Source organism: Caballeronia sp. LZ029 (assembly GCF_031451275.1).
Taxonomy (GTDB): domain Bacteria; phylum Pseudomonadota; class Gammaproteobacteria; order Burkholderiales; family Burkholderiaceae; genus Caballeronia; species Caballeronia jiangsuensis.
In genome coordinates this window covers 1,432,115-1,450,869 of record NZ_JARUXO010000004.1, presented here as the reverse complement: position 1 = coordinate 1,450,869, position 18,755 = coordinate 1,432,115, and the positions used below count along the sequence as shown (strand labels likewise).

The 18,755-nt window shown below is 63.2% G+C and carries 21 protein-coding genes and 1 pseudogene; 20 read left to right on the top strand and 2 right to left on the bottom strand.

Annotated features, from left to right (window positions below):
• The 3 genes and pseudogenes from sdhB to gltA form a co-directional block, all read left to right on the top strand.
• Nucleotides 1-99, top strand: a pseudogene (gene sdhB, locus QCE73_RS32635) (succinate dehydrogenase iron-sulfur subunit); the annotation flags it as partial.
• A gap of 1 nt (nucleotide 100) precedes the next feature.
• Complete coding sequence (locus QCE73_RS32630; RefSeq protein ID WP_187605505.1) at nucleotides 101-394, top strand: succinate dehydrogenase assembly factor 2; 294 nt, start codon at nucleotides 101-103, stop codon at nucleotides 392-394.
• A 136-nt stretch (nucleotides 395-530) separates the two neighbouring features.
• Complete coding sequence (gene gltA, locus QCE73_RS32625) at nucleotides 531-1,832, top strand: citrate synthase (protein WP_035511175.1); 1,302 nt, start codon at nucleotides 531-533, stop codon at nucleotides 1,830-1,832.
• 76 nt (nucleotides 1,833-1,908) lie between these two features.
• On the opposite strand, the gene QCE73_RS32620 is transcribed toward gltA, so the two are convergent.
• A complete protein-coding gene (locus QCE73_RS32620; protein WP_035511177.1) occupies nucleotides 1,909-2,229 on the bottom strand; it encodes a type II toxin-antitoxin system PemK/MazF family toxin in 321 nt (106 codons plus the stop codon).
• Nucleotides 2,223-2,471 carry an AbrB/MazE/SpoVT family DNA-binding domain-containing protein gene (locus tag QCE73_RS32615; protein ID WP_035511221.1) on the bottom strand — a complete coding sequence of 83 codons (249 nt, stop codon included), beginning with the start codon at nucleotides 2,469-2,471 and terminating at the stop codon, nucleotides 2,223-2,225. Before QCE73_RS32615 ends, QCE73_RS32620 begins: the two co-directional genes overlap by 7 nt.
• A gap of 271 nt (nucleotides 2,472-2,742) precedes the next feature.
• Between QCE73_RS32615 and QCE73_RS32610 the strand changes: the two genes are divergently transcribed.
• From QCE73_RS32610 to QCE73_RS32530, 17 genes are all read left to right on the top strand, one after another.
• Nucleotides 2,743-2,940: a type II toxin-antitoxin system VapB family antitoxin gene (locus QCE73_RS32610; protein WP_035511179.1), complete on the top strand. Its 198-nt coding sequence runs from the start codon at nucleotides 2,743-2,745 to the stop codon at nucleotides 2,938-2,940.
• Nucleotides 2,937-3,308: a type II toxin-antitoxin system VapC family toxin gene (locus QCE73_RS32605; RefSeq protein ID WP_035511180.1), complete on the top strand. Its 372-nt coding sequence runs from the start codon at nucleotides 2,937-2,939 to the stop codon at nucleotides 3,306-3,308. Before QCE73_RS32610 ends, QCE73_RS32605 begins: the two co-directional genes overlap by 4 nt.
• Before the next feature lie 183 nt (nucleotides 3,309-3,491).
• The gene (leuC, locus tag QCE73_RS32600; protein WP_035511182.1) at nucleotides 3,492-4,901 is read left to right on the top strand and encodes a 3-isopropylmalate dehydratase large subunit; all 1,410 of its coding nucleotides are present in this window, start codon (nucleotides 3,492-3,494) and stop codon (nucleotides 4,899-4,901) included.
• A 24-nt stretch (nucleotides 4,902-4,925) separates the two neighbouring features.
• Nucleotides 4,926-5,576, top strand: a complete 651-nt coding sequence (gene leuD / locus QCE73_RS32595; RefSeq protein WP_035511184.1) for a 3-isopropylmalate dehydratase small subunit — start codon at nucleotides 4,926-4,928, stop codon at nucleotides 5,574-5,576.
• 30 nt (nucleotides 5,577-5,606) lie between these two features.
• Nucleotides 5,607-6,674 (top strand): 3-isopropylmalate dehydrogenase, encoded by a 1,068-nt coding sequence (gene leuB / locus QCE73_RS32590; RefSeq protein WP_309885119.1) that lies wholly within the window; start codon nucleotides 5,607-5,609, stop codon nucleotides 6,672-6,674.
• Between the two features lie 145 nt (nucleotides 6,675-6,819).
• Entirely contained in the window at nucleotides 6,820-6,987 is a 168-nt protein-coding gene (locus QCE73_RS32585; protein WP_309885118.1) for a hypothetical protein, read from the top strand.
• An 82-nt stretch (nucleotides 6,988-7,069) separates the two neighbouring features.
• On the top strand, nucleotides 7,070-8,191 hold the full coding sequence (gene asd / locus QCE73_RS32580; protein ID WP_309885117.1) for an aspartate-semialdehyde dehydrogenase: 1,122 nt from the start codon (nucleotides 7,070-7,072) through the stop codon (nucleotides 8,189-8,191).
• A 150-nt stretch (nucleotides 8,192-8,341) separates the two neighbouring features.
• Nucleotides 8,342-10,453, top strand: coding sequence for a FimV/HubP family polar landmark protein (locus tag QCE73_RS32575; RefSeq protein WP_309885116.1), 2,112 nt, complete (start codon nucleotides 8,342-8,344; stop codon nucleotides 10,451-10,453).
• A gap of 1 nt (nucleotide 10,454) precedes the next feature.
• On the top strand, nucleotides 10,455-11,258 hold the full coding sequence (gene truA / locus QCE73_RS32570) for a tRNA pseudouridine(38-40) synthase TruA (RefSeq protein WP_309885115.1): 804 nt from the start codon (nucleotides 10,455-10,457) through the stop codon (nucleotides 11,256-11,258).
• Nucleotides 11,255-11,923 carry a phosphoribosylanthranilate isomerase gene (locus QCE73_RS32565; protein WP_309885114.1) on the top strand — a complete coding sequence of 223 codons (669 nt, stop codon included), beginning with the start codon at nucleotides 11,255-11,257 and terminating at the stop codon, nucleotides 11,921-11,923. Before truA ends, QCE73_RS32565 begins: the two co-directional genes overlap by 4 nt.
• A gap of 48 nt (nucleotides 11,924-11,971) precedes the next feature.
• Complete coding sequence (gene trpB, locus QCE73_RS32560) at nucleotides 11,972-13,165, top strand: tryptophan synthase subunit beta (RefSeq protein WP_035511199.1); 1,194 nt, start codon at nucleotides 11,972-11,974, stop codon at nucleotides 13,163-13,165.
• A gap of 11 nt (nucleotides 13,166-13,176) precedes the next feature.
• Complete coding sequence (locus QCE73_RS32555; protein ID WP_309885113.1) at nucleotides 13,177-14,055, top strand: site-specific DNA-methyltransferase; 879 nt, start codon at nucleotides 13,177-13,179, stop codon at nucleotides 14,053-14,055.
• Nucleotides 14,056-14,131: 76 nt separating this feature from the next.
• A complete protein-coding gene (gene trpA / locus QCE73_RS32550) occupies nucleotides 14,132-14,935 on the top strand; it encodes a tryptophan synthase subunit alpha (protein ID WP_309885112.1) in 804 nt (267 codons plus the stop codon).
• Between the two features lie 70 nt (nucleotides 14,936-15,005).
• Nucleotides 15,006-15,878 carry an acetyl-CoA carboxylase, carboxyltransferase subunit beta gene (gene accD / locus QCE73_RS32545; protein ID WP_035511203.1) on the top strand — a complete coding sequence of 291 codons (873 nt, stop codon included), beginning with the start codon at nucleotides 15,006-15,008 and terminating at the stop codon, nucleotides 15,876-15,878.
• A 75-nt stretch (nucleotides 15,879-15,953) separates the two neighbouring features.
• Complete coding sequence (gene folC, locus QCE73_RS32540; RefSeq protein ID WP_035511205.1) at nucleotides 15,954-17,264, top strand: bifunctional tetrahydrofolate synthase/dihydrofolate synthase; 1,311 nt, start codon at nucleotides 15,954-15,956, stop codon at nucleotides 17,262-17,264.
• A gap of 41 nt (nucleotides 17,265-17,305) precedes the next feature.
• Entirely contained in the window at nucleotides 17,306-18,148 is an 843-nt protein-coding gene (locus QCE73_RS32535; RefSeq protein WP_309885111.1) for an SPOR domain-containing protein, read from the top strand.
• Nucleotides 18,149-18,157: 9 nt separating this feature from the next.
• Nucleotides 18,158-18,691 carry a CvpA family protein gene (locus QCE73_RS32530; RefSeq protein ID WP_309885110.1) on the top strand — a complete coding sequence of 178 codons (534 nt, stop codon included), beginning with the start codon at nucleotides 18,158-18,160 and terminating at the stop codon, nucleotides 18,689-18,691.
• The last annotated feature ends 64 nt before the right edge of the window (nucleotides 18,692-18,755 follow it).

The following is an 18,755-nucleotide window of genomic DNA, read 5'->3' as shown; positions in this document are numbered from 1 at the left end:
CATACGATCATGAATTGCGTCGACGTGTGCCCCAAGGGGCTCAATCCGACCAAGGCGATCGGCAAGATCAAGGAATTGATGGTGCGCCGCGCTGTCTGAGATGGACTATGTGATGGTCGACAATCAAGACAACTCGCATCAGTCCGATCCCCTTCGCCGGGCGCGCCTTCGCTGGCGTGCGCGGCGCGGCCTGCTGGAAAACGATCTGATCTTCGATCGCTTCTTCAGCCGATATGAGCATGACCTCAGTGACGCCGACGTGGCCGCATTGACCCGCCTGCTGGAACTGAGCGACAACGAACTGATGGACTTGCTGCTGGCGCGAACGGAGCCTGAAGGCGACCTCGCGACGCCCGACGTAATCCGCTTGCTGGAACTGCTGCGCACCGTGTGATTTCAGCAGGAATTCACGGATTTTTGCAAAATAGGCCTGTTGCAGTGCACACAGGCCGATCGAACAGTTTTGCCGCGCAGCTTCCGTCGTGCAAATTATCGAAAACCTGTATCCATACTTCGATTGAGGATGTGCTATGACCCCGTCAGATGTTAAAGCCACGCTATCGTTCAGCGACAACTCGCCGAGCGTCGAAATGCCGATCTACAAGGGCACGATGGGCCCGGACGTGATCGACATCCGCAAGTTGTACGGTCAGACCGGCAAGTTCACGTATGACCCGGGCTTCATGTCGACGGCGGCGTGCAATTCCGCGATCACGTACATCGACGGCGACAAGGGCGAGCTGCTGTATCGCGGCTTCCCGATCGAGCAGTTGGCCGTGAATGCCGACTTCCTCGAGACCTGCTATTTGCTCCTGAAGGGCGAACTGCCGAACGAAGCGCAGAACAAGGAATTCGTGGACACGGTCACGCGTCACACGATGGTGCACGAGCAGATGCACTTCTTCTTCCGCGGTTTCCGTCGCGACGCGCACCCGATGGCGGTGTTGACGGCTGCGGTGGGCGCGCTGTCGGCGTTCTATCACGACTCGCTGAACATCAACGATCCGCGTCACCGTGAAGTGTCGGCCATTCGCATGATCGCGAAGCTGCCGACGCTCGTCGCGATGGCGTACAAGTTCAGCATCGGCCAGCCGTTCGTGTATCCGAAGAACGAACTGTCGTACAGCGCGAACTTCATGCACATGATGTTCTCGAACCCGTGCGAAGAGTACAAGGTCAACGACGTGCTCGTGCGCGCGCTCGACCGCATCCTGATTCTGCACGCGGATCACGAGCAGAACGCGTCGACGTCTACTGTGCGTCTCGCCGGTTCGTCGGGCGCGAACCCGTTCGCGTGTATCGCGGCCGGTATCGCGTGTCTGTGGGGCCCGGCGCACGGCGGCGCGAACGAAGCCGCGCTGAACATGCTGGAAGAGATCGGCTCGGTCGATCACATTCCCGAGTTCATCAAGCAGGTGAAAGACAAGAACTCGGGCGTGAAGCTGATGGGCTTCGGTCACCGCGTGTACAAGAACTACGACCCGCGCGCGAAGCTGATGCGCGAGACGTGCCACGAAGTGCTGAACGAACTCGGTCTGCACGACGATCCGCTCTTCAAGCTCGCGATGGAACTCGAAAAGATCGCGCTGGAAGACGAATACTTCGTGTCGCGCAAGCTGTACCCGAACGTCGATTTCTACTCGGGCATCGTGCAGCGCGCGCTGGGCATCCCGACGTCGATGTTCACGTGCATCTTCGCGATGGCGCGTACGGTCGGCTGGATCGCGCAGTGGAACGAGATGATTGCGGATCCGGAGCAGAAGATTGGCCGTCCGCGTCAGTTGTTCATCGGTCAGACGCCGCGTGAAGTGAAGCCGCTGGCGAAGCGTTAAGCCGTTTTACGGTTGCAGGCAAGTGAAGGCCCCGGCGGGTGACCGCCGGGGCTGTTTGCGTTTTGGGTGCTCGAATCTAATCCGCGAATACTTCTCGCAATGTAAGAAGCGCGTTCGATAACGTGTTGTCCGTGACGGCGCCTTCCTTTCTGACCAGACGCGCTTTATCGACGGTGCGAAGCTGATCGAGTAGCACGAGTCCCTGTTTCCGTTTGAACGACACCGGAATGCGAAAGGGCGCCGACGTGCCTTTCGAAGTCATCGGCGCGACGATGACCGTCCGCAAATGGTCGTGCATCTCCGGAGGCGAAACCACGACGCATGGACGCGTCTTCTGTATTTCGCTGCCGAGCGTCGGATCGAGCGCGACGAGCCAGATATCGCCGCGCGCTACCATTCGAGTTCCGCGTCACCGTCGTTGCCGAACTCGCCCAGTACGAGCGAATCTTCCCCGCTCTTTGCGATCAGCTTGCTGGCTTCGGCCCAACCTTTGCGTGCGCTGTCGCGCGGCCGGCGCAGCACGATCGCGTCGTCTTCGATGTTCATCTCGACCTCGTTTTCCAGGCCAAGCTGCGTGAGGAAAGGCTTGGGAATCAGCACGCCTTGCGAGTTGCCCATCTTTCGGATGGTCGTTTTCATGAGATCAGGCATAGTCGGTTTGCGTATTAACAATGTTATAACTTTCGAGTGACTCGCGTCAATGCAAGGGCAGTCAGACACTCGGGCGCATACTGAGCGTAAGTGACGAATCCACTGCCGAACAGTCGGCCGAATGGCCTAGGTTGCAGTTAGGCGAAGGCCCCGGCGGGTGACTGCCGGGGCCTTTTGCGTTTGAGGCGGCAGGTTGAAAGCACAAAAACCGTCATCATCTGATGCTAATATCAATGCCTCATGAAACGGAGAGACGAATATGCGTACGACCATCGCCCTCGATGACGACTTGCTGGCAAAAGCTCAAGCCTATACAGGCGTGACAGAAAAATCGGCGCTGGTGCGCGAAGCACTGAAAGCGCTCGTCCAACGTGAAGCCGCCCGGCGACTTGCGAATCTCGGCGGCAGTCAACCGGGCATAGAAGGCGCGCCGCGGCGTCGGCAGGAGCGCGAATGATCCTTGTCGACACCTCGGTCTGGATCGACCATATCAACGCGTCCGAACCGTTACTGGTGAATCTGCTCGGTGAGGAGCGCGTGCTTGCTCATCCATTCGTCATCGGTGAAATTTCGCTTGGAAGTCTGCGCGACCGCGACCTCGTGCTGGGCGCGTTGAGTGATCTTCCTGTCGCGCCGGTAGCGACGCCCGAAGAAGTATTCTTCCTGATCGAACGACAACGACTCTTCAATCGCGGGATCGGGTATGTCGACACATCTCTTCTGGCGTCAGCGCATTTGCAGCCGGGCGTGAAGATATGGACGCGCGATAAGCGACTGCACAAAGTCGCCGAAGAACTCGGCGTCGGTGCGATGCTTCAGCATTGAAAGGGTGGGTAGTCCGTCGAGACGGGTACTCCTGATCCGGGTACTGACACCACTAGCATAACTATCTGTTTTTACGAGGTTTTTTCTCTCAGCCTAGTACCCACGCCGCATACGAAGGTGGCATAATCGATCGCACAAGCTGCACACCCAAAATCCCCGCAGTCACATACGAAAGCGCTCACCATGGCACAGACTCTCTACGACAAACTGTGGAACACGCATGTGATCCACACCGAAGAGGACGGCACCTCGATCCTCTATATCGACCGTCACCTGCTGCATGAAGTGACGAGCCCGCAGGCGTTCGAAGGCCTGAAGCTGGCCGAGCGCCCGGTGTGGCGCATCAGCGCGAATCTGGCCGTATCCGACCACAACGTGCCGACCACCGACCGCTCGCACGGCATCGCCGATCCGGTTTCGAAGCTGCAAGTCGATACGCTCGACGAAAACTGCGATAGCTTCGGCATCACGCAGTTCAAGATGAACGATCTGCGCCAGGGCATCGTGCACATCATCGGGCCGGAGCAGGGCGCGACGCTGCCGGGCATGACCATCGTCTGCGGCGACTCGCATACGTCCACGCACGGCGCATTCGGCGCGCTCGCGCACGGCATCGGCACGTCGGAAGTGGAGCACGTGCTCGCCACGCAAACGCTCCTGCAGAAGAAGAGCAAGAACATGCTCGTCAAGGTCGAGGGCTCGCTGCCGCGCGGCTGCACCGCGAAAGACATCGTGCTTGCGATCATCGGCAAGATCGGCACGGCGGGCGGCACGGGTTACGCGATCGAGTTCGGCGGCTCGACCATCCGCGCGTTGTCGATGGAAGGCCGCATGACCGTCTGCAACATGGCGATCGAAGCGGGCGCGCGGGCTGGCATGGTCGCCGTCGACGACACGACCATCCATTACCTGAAAGATCGTCCGTACTCGCCGCAGGGCGTGGAGTGGAATCAGGCCGTCGAATACTGGCGCCAGTTCAAGTCCGATGAAGGCGCGCAGTTCGATCGCGTCGTCGAATTGAACGCGGCCGAAATCGTGCCGCAAGTGACGTGGGGCACCTCGCCCGAAATGGTCACGTCGATCGATGGCCGCGTGCCCGATCCCGAGAAGGAAAAGGACCCGGTCAAGCGCGACGCGATGGAGCGCGCGCTCACCTATATGGCGCTGCAGCCGAACACGCCGATCGAATCGATCAAGCCGGACAAGATCTTCATCGGCTCGTGCACGAACGCGCGTATCGAAGACTTGCGCGCGGCCGCGTATGTCGTGAAGTCGCTGGGCAAGCGCGTCGCGTCGAATATCCGTCTCGCGATGGTTGTGCCGGGCTCGGGTCTCGTGAAGGCGCAGGCCGAGCGCGAAGGTCTCGACAAGATCTTCACGAACGCCGGCTTCGAATGGCGCGAGCCGGGTTGCTCGATGTGTCTCGCGATGAACGCCGACCGGCTCGAAGCGGGCGAGCGTTGCGCATCGACGTCGAACCGCAACTTCGAAGGCCGTCAGGGCGCGGGCGGTCGCACGCACCTCGTGAGCCCTGCGATGGCCGCGGCCGCCGCGATCGAAGGCCATTTCGTCGACGTGCGCAAGCTCGCGTGATCAACCGGGATACAGAGAAAGATCATGGAAAAATTCATTGTGCATAGCGGCCTCGTCGCGCCGCTCGATCGCGAGAACGTCGATACGGACGCGATCATCCCGAAGCAGTTTCTGAAGTCGATCAAGCGCACCGGTTTCGGCCCGAACGCGTTCGACGAATGGCGTTATCTCGATGTCGGCCAGCCCGGCGAGGACAGCAGCAAGCGCCCGCTCAATCCGGACTTCGTGCTGAATCAGCCGCGTTATCAGGGCGCGTCGATTCTGCTCACGCGCAAGAACTTCGGCTGCGGCAGTTCGCGCGAGCACGCGCCGTGGGCACTGGATCAGTACGGCTTTCGCGCGATCATCGCGCCGAGCTTCGCGGACATTTTCTATAACAACTGCTTCAAGAACGGTCTGCTGCCGGTCGTGTTGACGGAGCAGCAGGTCGACAAGCTGTTCAACGAAACCTACGCGTTCGTCGGTTTCCAGTTGACGATCGATCTCGAAGCGCAGGTCGTGCGCACCGGCGACGGCACCGAGTACGCGTTCGAGGTGCCGGGCTTCCGCAAGTACTGCCTGCTGAACGGCTTCGACGATATCGGCCTCACGCTGCGTCACGCGGACAAGATCAAGCAATACGAAGCCGAGCGCCTCGCGAAGCAGCCGTGGCTGAATAACCGGCTCGTCGGATAAATCGAAACACGATCAAAGAAGGAAGAGACGATGAAGATTGCAGTATTGCCCGGCGACGGGATCGGTCCGGAAATCACCGCCGAAGCGGTCAAGGTGCTCAACGCGCTCGGCGAGAAGTTCGAGCTCGAAGAAGCGCCGGTCGGTGGCGCGGGCTATGAGGCGAAGGGCCATCCGCTGCCCGATTCCACGCTGGCGCTCGCGAAAGAAGCCGACGCGATCCTGTTCGGCGCGGTCGGCGACTGGAAATACGACAAGCTCGAGCGCGCGCTGCGTCCCGAGCAGGCGATCCTCGGCCTGCGCAAGCACCTGCAACTCTTCGCGAACTTCCGTCCGGCGATCTGCTATCCCCAACTGACGGGCGCGTCGTCGCTGAAGCCGGAGATCGTGTCCGGCCTCGACATCCTGATCGTGCGCGAGCTGAACGGCGACATCTATTTCGGCGCGCCGCGCGGCCTGCGCGAAGCGCCGGACGGCCCGTTCGCCGGCGCGAAGGAAGGCTTCGACACGATGCGCTATTCCGAGCCCGAAGTGCGCCGCATCGCGCACGTCGCGTTTCAGGCGGCGCAAAAGCGCGAGAAGAAGCTGACGAGCGTCGACAAGGCGAACGTGCTGGAAACGTCGCAGTTGTGGCGCGACACGATGATCGACGTCGCGAAGGAATATCCGGACGTCGAGCTGTCGCACATGTACGTCGACAACGCCGCAATGCAACTGGTGAAAGCGCCGAAGGCGTTCGACGTCGTCGTGACCGGCAACATGTTCGGCGACATCCTCTCCGACGAAGCCGCGATGCTCACCGGCTCCATCGGCATGTTGCCGTCGGCGTCGCTCGACAAGAACAACAAGGGCTTGTACGAGCCGTCGCACGGCTCCGCGCCGGATATCGCGGGCAAGGGCGTGGCCAATCCGCTCGCGACCATCCTCTCCGCCGCGATGATGCTGCGCTACTCGCTCGGCAAGACGGAGCAGGCGGACCGCATCGAAAGCGCGGTGAAGAAGGTGCTGGAGCAGGGCTACCGCACCGGCGACATCGCGACCGCGGACGGCAGGATCGTCGGCACGAAGGAAATGGGCGACGCGGTGCTGAAGGCGCTGTAACCGCCGGAAAGACGATCGGCGTTGCAAGCCAAAGCGCGGCCGATCGTCTCTTTTTCCCGATGTTCACGCACGATCCGCACGATTTTCATACGCGCGCCGCAAGCGCGTGACGAAAACATCGGGTTATCGTGTATATTCTTTGGTCATGGCGAAGAACTCTCAATTCTCTCTGGATTCCATCGGACGCGGCTCATTTGCCGTCGCGACGGAACTCGCCATCGGCACGCGCATCGTGGCTATTAAAGCCACTGCCGGGTTTTCCAAACTCGCGCGCATTACGAAAATCTCCCTCAAAGCGATCACGATTCGCTGATCGTCCCTCGTGTCCGAGCGTCTTCCCCGCGCGGCCACGCCGGGTAAAGATGCGGGGAAGCTTCCACAAGTAAGGGTTAGTCATGAACGTAGGTCTCGTTGGTTGTCGCTGTATGGTCGGCAGCGTCCTGATGCAACGCATGCAGCAGGAAGGCGATTTCGACTTGATCGAACCGGTGTTTTTCAGCACCAGCAATGCGGGCGGCAACGCGCCGTCGTTCGCCAAAAACGAGACGAAGCTCAAGGATGCGACAAGCATCGACGACCTGAAGAAGTGCGACGCCATCATCACATGCCAGGGCGGCGACTATACCAACGAGGTGTATCCGAAGCTGCGGGCGGCGGGCTGGAAAGGCTACTGGATCGACGCGGCCTCGTCGCTGCGCATGAAGGACGACGCGGTCATCATCCTCGATCCGGTCAACCTGAACGTCATCAAGGATTCGCTCGTGAAGGGCGGCCGCGACTTCATCGGCGGCAATTGCACGGTCAGCCTGATGCTGATGGCGCTCGGCGGCCTGTTCCGCGAGAACCTCGTCGAATGGACGACCGCGATGACCTATCAGGCCGCTTCGGGCGCGGGCGCGCAGAACATGCGCGAACTGCTCCAGCAGATGGGCGTGCTGTACGGTTCCGCGAAGGAAGATCTGGCCGATCCTTCGTCGGCGATCCTCGATATCGACCGCCGCGTGCTCGCCGCGATGAACGGCGAGCGCATGCCCGTCGACAACTTCGGCGTGCCGCTCGCGGGTTCGCTGATTCCGTGGATCGACAAGGATCTCGGCAACGGCATGTCGAAGGAAGAGTGGAAGGGCGGCGCCGAAACGAACAAGATTCTCGGCAAGCCGGCGATGGGCACGCCAGGCTCCGTTCCCGTCGATGGCCTTTGCGTGCGTATCGGCGCGATGCGCTGCCACTCGCAGGCGCTGACCATCAAGCTCACGAAGGACGTGCCGCTCGACGAAGTGCACGGCATCCTCGCGTCGGCGAACGACTGGGTGAAGGTCGTGCCGAACGAGCGCGAAGCATCGATCCGCGATCTTTCGCCCGCGGTCGTCACGGGCACGCTGACGGTGCCGGTCGGCCGTCTGCGCAAGCTGGCGATGGGCGGCGAGTATCTGTCGGCATTTACTGTCGGCGATCAACTGTTGTGGGGCGCGGCCGAACCGCTGCGCCGCATGCTGCGCATTCTGCTCGACAAGTAAAGTAAACTACGCGCCTGGAAGCGCGTGCCAAAGCCAAAAGCGTCGCGGTTCTCGCGGCGCTTTTTGTTTTTGTGCAGTTTTATTGCAAAACCGGGTTTATCGAGCGGTTTTGCGCCGTATGTTTCAATTTTTGCCGGACCCGGAGCCTCAATGATCCAACGACCACGCCGGTCTCTCCTTTCGTCATCGCGTGCAGCGTGCGCCGCGGCAAGTCTCGCGGTTGGCGCGATGTTCTGGGCGAATCCCGGCGATGCGCTCGCTCAGGCGAGCGGCGTCGCCCCCGCCGCGACGGGGCAGACATACGCGGTCAAGCCGGGGCAATCGCTGAACGATGTCGTGAGCGAACTCACCGGATCGAAAGATCGCGACGTTCGCGCGAAGGCCGCGCGTGCGCTGTTCGACGCCAATCCGAACGCGTTCGGAAATCACGATATCAACAAGCTGAAGCTCGGCGCGGTGCTGAACGTGCCTGCCGATCTGATCGGTTCAGCGGCTTCCGCCGCTGCTTCGGCGCCCGAGGCGCAACCGAATCCGCCCGCCGAGTCGCCCGCGCCAGCGCAGGCATCGGAGAGCACGAGCGCGATGGCGTCGGCTGCGGCGCCCGCGTCGGCGGTCGAACCGCAGGCGAGCGCCACGTCTACGCAAGAGCCGGCGACGCCCGAGCCCGCATCGGCGACCGCCACGCCCGCGAGCGAACCCGCCTTGGCGGCCTCCGCGCCTGCCAGCGATAGCAGACCCACGGGGCACGGTGCGGGAGCGGCGGTCATCGGCCTTTCGCCTTTCGTCGTCGCCGCCGCGATCGCTGCGGTCGGTTTCCTGCTGCTCAGAATGCGGCGCGGCAAGAAGCAACGCGCCGCAGCAAGCAACGACGACGTCGATCGCACGTCGAGAACGTTCGCAAGTCTCGAGGAAGCTCAGGCCGACGCCGCCGCGCGCAATGAAGCGATACGCAAGGCGCGCGACGCATCGGCTGCGGGATCGGCCGTCGCCGCTGAGAAGAAGTCATCCGAGCCCGACGGATCCGGACTGGCCGCCGCCGCCGCGAGCATCGACAACGCCGACGCGACTCGTGCGCCCGCCGTTCCGTCCGACGACGAACTGCCGCCGACGACCGAGGCGAAGCCGGCCACCGGGCCCGTTGCCGCGCCCGGCCAGGCGAACCGCCCTGCGCAAGAAGAAGCGTTCGCGCCGGTTGCGCCTGCGGCACGCCATCCCGATTTCGTGCCGCCGGTCGCCGCCGCCGAAACGCAGGACCAGCACGCCCGCGAAATTGCGGCGCGCGAAGCAGCGCGTCGTGAAGCCGAGAAATGGGAAAACGAAGAGCGCGAAGCCGCAGCCCGCCAGGAGGCCGTACGGGAAGCCGAAGAGCGTGAGATTCGCGCGCGCGAAGCCGCCGCGCGGGAAGCGCTTGCGCGCGAGTCGGCGGATCGTGAAGCCGGGAAGCGCGAAGCCGAGTTGCGTCAGGTGACCGAGCGCGAAGATCAGGCGCGCGAGGCCGCGGCCCGCGAGATCATCGCGCGTGAGGCCGAACTCCGCGAACTGCAGGCGCGCGCCGCCGAAGAGCAGGTCGCCGAGCAACGCGCCGCGGAGCAGCGCGACATCGAGGAACAGGCGGCGCGCGAAGCCGAAAAATCGGGTATCGCGCCGGATGAGGAGCCGGTGCTTGCGCATCGTTTTCCGATGCCGAAATTCCCTCAGGACGCAATTCAGGCGCTCGGCTCGCTCGAAATGGAACTGCCGCCGCGCATGGAACTGACGATCAAGCCGCCCGGCGCAACGGAGCCGGTGACCGTGACATCGTCGGTGGCGGCCGATGTGCAGCGCGAGTCGCGTCCCGCAGCCTTGCAGCCGCCGCCGACGGGTCCGCAGCCGATCGAACAGGTGCCGTTCATCCCGCAGCCGATGGCGCAGCCGGAGTCGGCGCGGCCGACGCAATCGCAGGCTCAGTCCGTGGCCTCGCAGATCGAGGCGGGAACGGCTGGCGCGGCCTCGGTCGCCGGTCTTGGTGCGACGCGATTCGGGCCGCTGAGCCTCGATTTCGATCTCGGGCGCGCGTCGAGCGCGACCGAGCCGCTGCCCGCGCTGACGCCCGCGCAACTGGCGACGATCGCGCGCAACAAGCTCGAACTGGCCGCCGAATACATCGAACTGGGCGATCTTTCCGGCGCACGCACGCTGTTGCAGGAAGTGATCGAATCGAACGATCCCGCCACACGTCAGCAGGCCGCCACGCTCTTGTCGACGCTCGCCCCGCATTCCTGAGATGCGCATCGCTTTAGGCATTCAGTACGACGGCTCGGCGTTTTGCGGCTGGCAGTCTCAGCCGCACGGCAAGACGGTGCAGAACGAACTGGAGCGCGCGCTCGCCGAATTCGCGCAGACGCCGCTCCCGACTGTCGTCGCCGGGCGCACGGATACCGGTGTGCATGGTCTCGGCCAGGTCGTCCATTTCGACACCGAGCTCGATCGCACCGAATTTTCGTGGGTGCGCGGCACGAACGCGTTTTTGCCCGATACCGTCGCCGTGCAATGGGCGAAGCCGATGCCCGACGACTTCCACGCCCGCTTCGCGGCGTTCGAGCGCACGTACTTTTACGTTCTGTACGTCAATCCGGTGCGTTCACCGATGCTGGCGAGACGCGCGGGCTGGGTGCATACGCCGCTGAACATCGACGCGATGCGCGATTCCGTCGCGTGTCTGATCGGCGAGCACGATTTTTCGTCGTTCCGCGCGGCCGATTGCCAGTCGAAGACGCCGGTAAAGCATCTCTATCAGATCGATGTCCGCGAACAGGGCGATTTCATCCACTTTCGCTTTCGCGCCAACGCGTTTCTGCATCATATGGTGCGCAATCTGATGGGATGCCTCGTCGCGATCGGACGTGGCCGTCATCCCGCTGCGTGGATGGCCGATGTCCTCGCCGCCCGCGATCGCCGTGTCGCCGCGCCGACCTTCATGCCGGACGGGCTGTATCTGGCCGAGGTCGGCTATCCTGAACACTTCGCGGTGCCGCCGCCGCATATCGCCAGCATGCCCTGGAGCGCCATTTGGGCAGAGCCGAAATGATCGAACGAGAATTGCATCGCACCCGCATCAAGCTATGCGGACTATCGCGCGTCGAGGACGTGCAGCACGCCGTCGCGCTGGGCGCCGACGCCGTGGGCTTCGTGTTCTATCCGCCGAGCCCGCGCTCGGTGAGTGTCGCGCAGGCGGTGGAGCTGGCGCGGCACGTGCCGCCGCTGGTGTCGGCCGTGGGCCTCTTCGTCAATGCAACGCCCGAGTGGATTCGTGAAGTCACATCCAACGTGCCGCTCTCGCTGCTGCAATTTCATGGCGACGAAACCCCCGAGCAATGCGAGGAACTCGCCGCGATCGCGGGTTTATCCTATTGGCGCGCGCTGCGAATTGGGGCTGATGCGGCGACAAGCCATTTGATAGAATCGTCAATCAAGTTCAAAGCCGCAGGCGGCCTTCTGCTCGACGCTCTCGTCGAGGGCTTCGGCGGCGGTGGAAAGGTATTCGATTGGTCACTTATCCCAATAGATCTCGGGCATCGGGCCGTTTTGAGTGGTGGGTTGAACGCGCAAAACGTCAGTGACGCCATTCGGCGTGTGCGCCCGTACGCGGTCGATGTCTCGAGCGGCATCGAAGTGCCGGGCGCCAAGGGCGTGAAAGATCCCGCCCGAATGGCGGCATTCGTACGCGCGGTGCGCGAAGCGGATGCCGGGTGATGTCGACGTGAGCCGCGCTGCCGGCCACGTAACCGAGAGAGTGACGTAATGTACAACTTGCCAGACGAAAGAGGCCACTTCGGCCAATATGGAGGCGTGTTCGTCTCCGAAACCCTTATCCACGCGCTCGACGAACTGCGCGTCGCGTATGAGGCGGCACAGAAAGATCCCGCATTTCTCGCAGAATACGAGTACGAGCTCAAGCATTACGTGGGCCGTCCGTCGCCGATCTATCACGCGAAGCGCTGGAGCGAGATGCTCGGCGGTGCGCAGCTTTATCTGAAGCGCGAGGATCTGAATCACACCGGCGCGCACAAGGTGAACAACGTGATTGGCCAGGCGCTGCTCGCTCGCAAGATGGGCAAGCCGCGCGTGATCGCGGAAACCGGCGCGGGTCAGCACGGCGTGGCGACGGCGACCATCGCTGCGCGCTTCGGCATGGAGTGCGTGGTTTATATGGGCGCTGAAGACGTGCGGCGTCAGGCGGCGAATGTGTATCGGATGAAGCTGCTCGGCGCGACGGTCGTTCCGGTCGAATCCGGTTCGAAAACGCTCAAGGATGCGCTCAATGAAGCCATGCGCGACTGGGTGACGAACGTCGAAAACACGTTCTACATCATCGGCACGGTGGCGGGGCCGCACCCGTATCCGATGATGGTGCGCGACTTCCAGCGCGTGATCGGCGACGAATGCCGCGTGCAGATGCCCGAGATGGCCGGTCGTCAGCCTGATGCTGTTATCGCATGCGTTGGCGGCGGATCGAATGCGATGGGCATCTTTTATCCGTATATCGACGATAAAGACGTCAAGCTGATCGGCGTCGAAGCGGCGGGCGACGGCATCGATACAGGTCGTCACGCGGCATCGCTGATGGGCGGCAGTCCCGGCGTGCTGCACGGCAACCGGACGTACTTGCTGCAGGATGACAACGGCCAGATCATCGAAACGCATTCGATATCGGCGGGACTCGACTATCCGGGCGTCGGCCCCGAGCACGCGTGGCTGAAGGACGTCGGACGCGCGGAGTACGTCGGCATTACGGACGACGAAGCGCTCAAGGCGTTCCACGACTGCTGTCGCATCGAGGGCATCATTCCGGCGCTCGAGTCGAGCCACGCGCTTGCCTACGGCGCGAAGCTTGCCAAGACGCTGCCGCGCGACAAGGTGCTGCTCGTCAATCTGTCGGGCCGCGGCGACAAGGACATGCATACGGTCGCTGAGCGATCGGGCATCCAGTTCTGAGCCGCTGACCGATGCGCACCGTTATCGACGAGCCCTTGTCCGTCGGCGCTCTCCAGGGCGCCGGCAGCGACATTCGCAACCGCGATTTTCTGGCCGATGCCGAACACATTCCCGATGCGTCGATCGATCTGATCGTCGCGGACCCGCCCTATGGTCTGGGCAAGGACTACGGGAACGATTCGGACATGCTGTATGGCGACGCTTTTCTGGAGTGGACGTATCGCTGGCTCGATCTGGCGATCCCGAAGCTCAAGCCGAGCGGCTCGCTGTACATCTTCTGCACTTGGCAATACTCGCCCGAGCTGTTCGTGTTCCTGAAACGCCGGCTTCTGATGATCAACGAGATCGTCTGGGACCGGCGCGTGCCGAGCATGGGCGGAACGACGCGTAAATTTACGTCAGTGCACGATAACATCGGTTATTTCGCGGTATCGAAGGATTACTACTTCGATCTCGATCCAGTGCGCATCCCCTACGACGCAGAGACGAAAAAGGCGCGCTCCCGCAAGATTTTCGAGGGCAGCAAGTGGCTCGAACTCGGCTATAACCCGAAGGATGTCTGGTCCGTATCGCGTCTGCATCGGCAGCACGCGGAGCGGGTAGATCATCCGACGCAAAAGCCGCTGGAGATCGTCGAGCGCATGGTGCTTGCGAGCTGTCCGCCGGGCGGCCGCGTGCTCGATCCGTTCATGGGCAGCGGCACGACGGCGGTCGCTTGCGCGCGCCACGAACGCCAGTTCATTGGCTACGAGATCAACGCGGATTACTGCATGATCGCGGAAAATCGCATCGCCGAGGCGCGAGCCGCGCGACTGAAGCCGGCGGAGCCGGTCCGCTCGCGCCGCAAAGCGCTCGTAACAGCCGATGCCGCTGCGCAAGCGGCCGAATAGCGTCTTTTTCGTCGCTAATCGCGTCAGATGACTAACGAAGCATCTGACGCCAACGAATCCGATCAAGAGAATTCCCATGTCCCGTATCAAGAATACTTTTGCGGCATTGGCCGCGCAGGGCAGGAAAGGGCTGATTCCGTTCATCACCGCGGGCGACCCGAACCCCGAGCAAACCGTGGAGTTCATGCACGCGCTGGCAAAAGGCGGCGCGGACGTCATCGAACTGGGCGTGCCGTTTTCCGATCCGATGGCCGATGGCCCCGTGATCCAGCGTTCGTCCGAGCGGGCGCTCGCACGCGGCGTGACGCTCAAAAGCGTGCTCGCCGATGTCAAACGCTTCCGCCAGACCGACGACAAGACGCCCGTCGTGCTGATGGGCTACGCGAATCCGATCGAGCGCATGGGCGCCGACGCCTTCGCGAAAGCCGCGCAGGAAGCGGGCGTCGACGGCGTGCTGGTGGTCGATTACCCGCCGGAGGAAGCGGAGAGCTTCGGTGCGACGATGCGCGCAGCCGGCATCGATCCGATCTTCCTGCTCGCGCCGACGTCGACGGACGAGCGCATCGCGGCAGTCGGCAAGATCGCGAGCGGCTATGTCTACTACGTTTCGCTGAAAGGCGTGACCGGCGCGGCAAATCTGGACGTTTCCAGCATCGCGAGTAAAATCCCGGCCATCAAGTCGCATGTGCCTCTGCCGGTGGGCGTCGGTTTCGGCATTCGCGACGCCCAAACCGCACGCGCCGTCGCCGATGTCGCGGACGCCGTCGTCATCGGCAGTCGCCTCGTGCAGTTGCTCGAAGAGGCGAAGCCGGATGCCGCGGCCGCGTCGCTGACGAGCTTCATCGCCGAAATTCGTCAGGCGCTCGACGCCGCACAGTAAAATACGCGCCGCCGCGGGCCGTCCGATCCGGACGTGCGCCGCGCGGCGACCGATCAGTCAAGGAAAAACGATGAGCTGGCTCGACAAACTGCTGCCGCCGAAGATCAAGCAAACCGATCCCAAAAGCCGCAAGGGCATCCCCGAGGGGCTCTGGGTGAAGTGCCCGTCGTGCGAGGCGGTGCTGTATCGCAACGACGTCGAGGCGAATCTGCATGTTTGCCCGAAGTGCAGCCATCACATGCGCATCGGCGCGCGCGAGCGGCTCGACCGCCTGCTCGATCCGGAAGGCCGCTACGAAATCGGCCAGGAAGTCGTGCCGGTCGACGCGCTCAAGTTCAAGGACAGCCGCAAGTATCCGGATCGCATCAAGGAAGCGATGGAGGATACCGACGAAACCGACGCGATGGTCGTCATGGGCGGCGCGATCCACACGATTCCGTGCGTCGTCGCGTGCTTCGAGTTCTCGTTCATGGGCGGCTCGATGGGTTCGGTGGTCGGCGAGCGCTTCGTGCGCGGCGCGCGCAATGCGATCGAGCAGAACGTGCCGTTCATCTGCTTCACGGCGTCCGGCGGCGCGCGCATGCAGGAAAGCCTGCTTTCGCTGATGCAGATGGCCAAGACCACCGCGCTCCTCACCCGGCTGTCCGATGCGAAGCTGCCCTTCATCTCCGTGCTGACCGACCCGACGATGGGTGGCGTGTCGGCGAGCTTCGCCTTCCTCGGCGATGTCGTGATCGGCGAGCCGAAAGCGCTGATCGGCTTTGCCGGCCCGCGCGTGATCGAGCAGACCGTGCGCGAAAAGTTGCCGGAAGGCTTTCAGCGCGCCGAATTCCTGCTGCAGAAGGGCGCGATCGACATGATCGTGGATCGCCGCAAGATGCGTGAAGAACTCGCCCAATTGATGGCGCTGATGACGCGGCAACCCGCCGATTCCGTCGCCTGAGTTGCTGATATGCAGCGCTGCGCCGCGCGAGAGCCCTGAGGTTCCGTGCGGCGTTTTGCTTTACCGATCTCGAAAATGAACACTTTCTCCACCCTCGACGCCTGGCTCGCCCATCTGGAAGCGGCGCATCCGGTCGGCATCGACATGGGCCTTGCGCGCATCGGCAAGGTGAAGGACGCGCTCGGCCTGCACTTCGATTGCCCGGTCATCACCGTCGGCGGTACGAACGGCAAGGGCTCGACGTGCGCGATCATCGAAACGATCCTGCTGCGCGCGGGTTATCGCGTCGGCTGCCATACGTCGCCGCATCTGCTTTCGTTCAACGAGCGTGCGCGCATCGACGGCGCCGAGGCGAGCGACGCCGATCTGCTCGAACATTTCGCGGCGGTGGAAAAGGCGCGCGCGAGCCTGCCCGAGCCGGTTTCGCTGACCTACTTCGAATTCACGACGCTCGCGATCCTGCACCTCTTCGCATCGCGCGGGCTCGACGCGGTGATTCTGGAAGTGGGGCTGGGCGGGCGTCTGGACGCGGTGAATATCGTCGATACGGACTGCGCGGTGATCACGAGCATCGACATCGACCATACGGATTATCTCGGCGACACGCGCGAGAAGATCGGCTTCGAGAAAGCGGGCATCTTCCGGGCGGGCAAGCCTGCCGTATGTGGCGACCCGTCGCCGCCGCAGAGCCTGATCGATCATGCTCAGGCGATCGGCGCGGATCTGTGGCTCGTCGGACGCGATTTCCGCTATGAAGCGCAGCCCGGCAACGAGCGCCAGCAATGGAGCTATCTCGGCCGCGAGCAGCGTCGTCCGGCGCTGGCGTACCCGGCGCTGCGCGGCGCGAATCAGCTGATCAACACCGCGGCGGCGCTGGCCGCGCTCGAATCGTTGCGCGGGCGCTTGCCCGTTTCGGCTCAGGATATCCGCCTCGGGCTCGCCAACGTCGAACTGCCGGGCCGTTTTCAGGTGCTGCCGGGGAAGCCGCAAATCATTCTCGACGTTGCGCACAATCCTCACGCTGCCGCAGTTTTGTCCCAGAATCTCGGCAATATGGGCTACTTTCCGTACACTTACGCGGTGTTCGGCGCGATGGGCGACAAGGACATCGAAGGCGTCGTGAAGCAGTTGAAGGGCGAGATCGACCACTGGAATCTCGCCGCGCTGCCCACGCCGCGCGCCGCGTCGACGGAGCAACTCGAACACGCATTGCGTGACGCCGGTGTCAACGAAGGCCCCGACAGCAGCGTTTCCCGATTTGAAACACCAGCTTTGGCTTTTCAAGATGCGCTAAGGCGGGCGTCTGAAAATGATAGAATTTTAGTCTTCGGCAGTTTCTACACGGTAGCGGGCGTCATGGCCTACCGTCGAACGCAGCATAACTAGCAGCATCATCCAGACGGTCGGCCGTCGGCACCAAGCGATACATGGGACTCTTTTCGTTCGGCAAGAAAGACGACTCCGGTCGCGACGCATATTCCGATTCCTCGCGCGGCTCGCGTCAGACGGTCCGCACCGAGCGCCGCACGCGCCGTTCGGAGCGCACGGGCGCCGACGCGATGATGCTCGATCCCACGCTGCCCGAGAAACAGCGCGCGCGCCGCAGGCTCGTCGGCGCGATCGCGCTGGTGTTGGCCGCCGTCATCGTCCTGCCGATGGTGCTGGATTCGCGCCCGAAGCCCGTCACCAACGACATCTCCATCGATATTCCCAATCGCCCCGCGCCTGCCGCGAAGCAGTCGCGCGACGCGAACGACGCGGACACGCAAGCCGGCGTCGCGCATGACGCGCCTGCGGGCGCGTCGGGCAGTGTCGCCGCTGGCGTGACGCAACCGCAGCCCGCCGCACCCGCCGCCACGGCACAAGCGAAGCCTGAACCGGCGGAACAGCCGAAACCCGAAGCGAAGCCGTCGAAGCCTGCCGCTGTCGCGGGCCAGAACGCGAAGCAGTCCGCGGAGCCGTCCGAAGAAGCCAACGCGAACACCGCCGCCAACGCGGCGGCGGGCGCGGCGAACACGCCGTCGTCGCCGGCGGGCAGCCGGTTCGTGCTGCAAATTGGCCAGTTCGACGACGAAACCGCCGCGCAGAACTGGGTCAGCAAGTTGAAGTCGGCGGGTGTGCCCGCATATCTCGAACATCGCAAGCAGTCGGATGGCGCGACCAAATCGCTATTGCGCGCGGGTCCGTTCCCCGATCGCGCGTCGGCGCAGGCGGCGCTCGTGAAGGTGCGTCAGGCCGGCCTGGGCGGCGGCACCCGGGCATCGAACTAAGCAGATTCGATGTTCACCGCTTTCGACTACGGCGTGATGGCTGTGATTGGCCTGTCGGCGCTGCGCGGCATGTGGCGCGGCCTGCTGGCCGAGGCGTTCGGTCTGGTCGGCTGGGTGGCCGCCATTCTGATCGCCGGGCGCTTCGTCGGACTCGTCGTGCCGTATATTTCGTCGACATGGCCCGGCGGCGCGCTCACGCAATGGCTCGTGGCGTTCCTGCTGGTGGTCGCGGCGGTGCTGCTCATATCGAGCGTGCTGTCGGCGCTTCTGACGCGCATCACCGAGGTGACCGGTTTGCGCGGCGTCGATCGCTCGCTGGGCTTGCTGTTCGGCCTCGTGAGAGGGGCTATATTGGTAGTGGTTCTGGTCGCCCTGGCTGGCTTGACCGAACTGCCGGAAAAGGATTTTTGGCGCAATGCCTTGCTGCGGCCGATGGCCGAGCAAGGCGTGCGCGAATTGAAACTGCTGCTCCCCGATACGCTCGCCGCGTATGTGCACGTCGCTCCCGAACCGAGCGGCCTGGCGCCAAACGCCGCACAATAGACGAACGGCCAGCTACACGAGGGACACGCGACGGCTCGATGACGCTTCGGCCGGCCTCGTTACG

Bases quoted from the DNA above. Each gene is read 5' to 3' on its own strand.
- QCE73_RS32585 (WP_309885118.1), top strand. From the start codon at position 6,820: ATGGCGAAGAACTCTCAATTCTCTCTGGATTCCATCGGACGCGGCTCA.
- QCE73_RS32610 (WP_035511179.1), top strand. From the start codon at position 2,743: ATGCGTACGACCATCGCCCTCGATGACGACTTGCTGGCAAAAGCTCAA.
- QCE73_RS32565 (WP_309885114.1), top strand. From the start codon at position 11,255: ATGATCGAACGAGAATTGCATCGCACCCGCATCAAGCTATGCGGACTA.
- trpA (WP_309885112.1), top strand. From the start codon at position 14,132: ATGTCCCGTATCAAGAATACTTTTGCGGCATTGGCCGCGCAGGGCAGG.
- leuD (WP_035511184.1), top strand. From the start codon at position 4,926: ATGGAAAAATTCATTGTGCATAGCGGCCTCGTCGCGCCGCTCGATCGC.
- asd (WP_309885117.1), top strand. From the start codon at position 7,070: ATGAACGTAGGTCTCGTTGGTTGTCGCTGTATGGTCGGCAGCGTCCTG.
- folC (WP_035511205.1), top strand. From the start codon at position 15,954: ATGAACACTTTCTCCACCCTCGACGCCTGGCTCGCCCATCTGGAAGCG.
- QCE73_RS32605 (WP_035511180.1), top strand. From the start codon at position 2,937: ATGATCCTTGTCGACACCTCGGTCTGGATCGACCATATCAACGCGTCC.
- truA (WP_309885115.1), top strand. From the start codon at position 10,455: ATGCGCATCGCTTTAGGCATTCAGTACGACGGCTCGGCGTTTTGCGGC.
- QCE73_RS32530 (WP_309885110.1), top strand. From the start codon at position 18,158: ATGTTCACCGCTTTCGACTACGGCGTGATGGCTGTGATTGGCCTGTCG.
- QCE73_RS32615 (WP_035511221.1), bottom strand. From the start codon at position 2,471: ATGAAAACGACCATCCGAAAGATGGGCAACTCGCAAGGCGTGCTGATT.
- leuB (WP_309885119.1), top strand. From the start codon at position 5,607: ATGAAGATTGCAGTATTGCCCGGCGACGGGATCGGTCCGGAAATCACC.
- trpB (WP_035511199.1), top strand. From the start codon at position 11,972: ATGTACAACTTGCCAGACGAAAGAGGCCACTTCGGCCAATATGGAGGC.
- gltA (WP_035511175.1), top strand. From the start codon at position 531: ATGACCCCGTCAGATGTTAAAGCCACGCTATCGTTCAGCGACAACTCG.
- QCE73_RS32555 (WP_309885113.1), top strand. From the start codon at position 13,177: ATGCGCACCGTTATCGACGAGCCCTTGTCCGTCGGCGCTCTCCAGGGC.
- QCE73_RS32535 (WP_309885111.1), top strand. From the start codon at position 17,306: ATGGGACTCTTTTCGTTCGGCAAGAAAGACGACTCCGGTCGCGACGCA.
- QCE73_RS32620 (WP_035511177.1), bottom strand. From the start codon at position 2,229: ATGGTAGCGCGCGGCGATATCTGGCTCGTCGCGCTCGATCCGACGCTC.
- QCE73_RS32575 (WP_309885116.1), top strand. From the start codon at position 8,342: ATGATCCAACGACCACGCCGGTCTCTCCTTTCGTCATCGCGTGCAGCG.
- leuC (WP_035511182.1), top strand. From the start codon at position 3,492: ATGGCACAGACTCTCTACGACAAACTGTGGAACACGCATGTGATCCAC.
- QCE73_RS32630 (WP_187605505.1), top strand. From the start codon at position 101: ATGGACTATGTGATGGTCGACAATCAAGACAACTCGCATCAGTCCGAT.
- accD (WP_035511203.1), top strand. From the start codon at position 15,006: ATGAGCTGGCTCGACAAACTGCTGCCGCCGAAGATCAAGCAAACCGAT.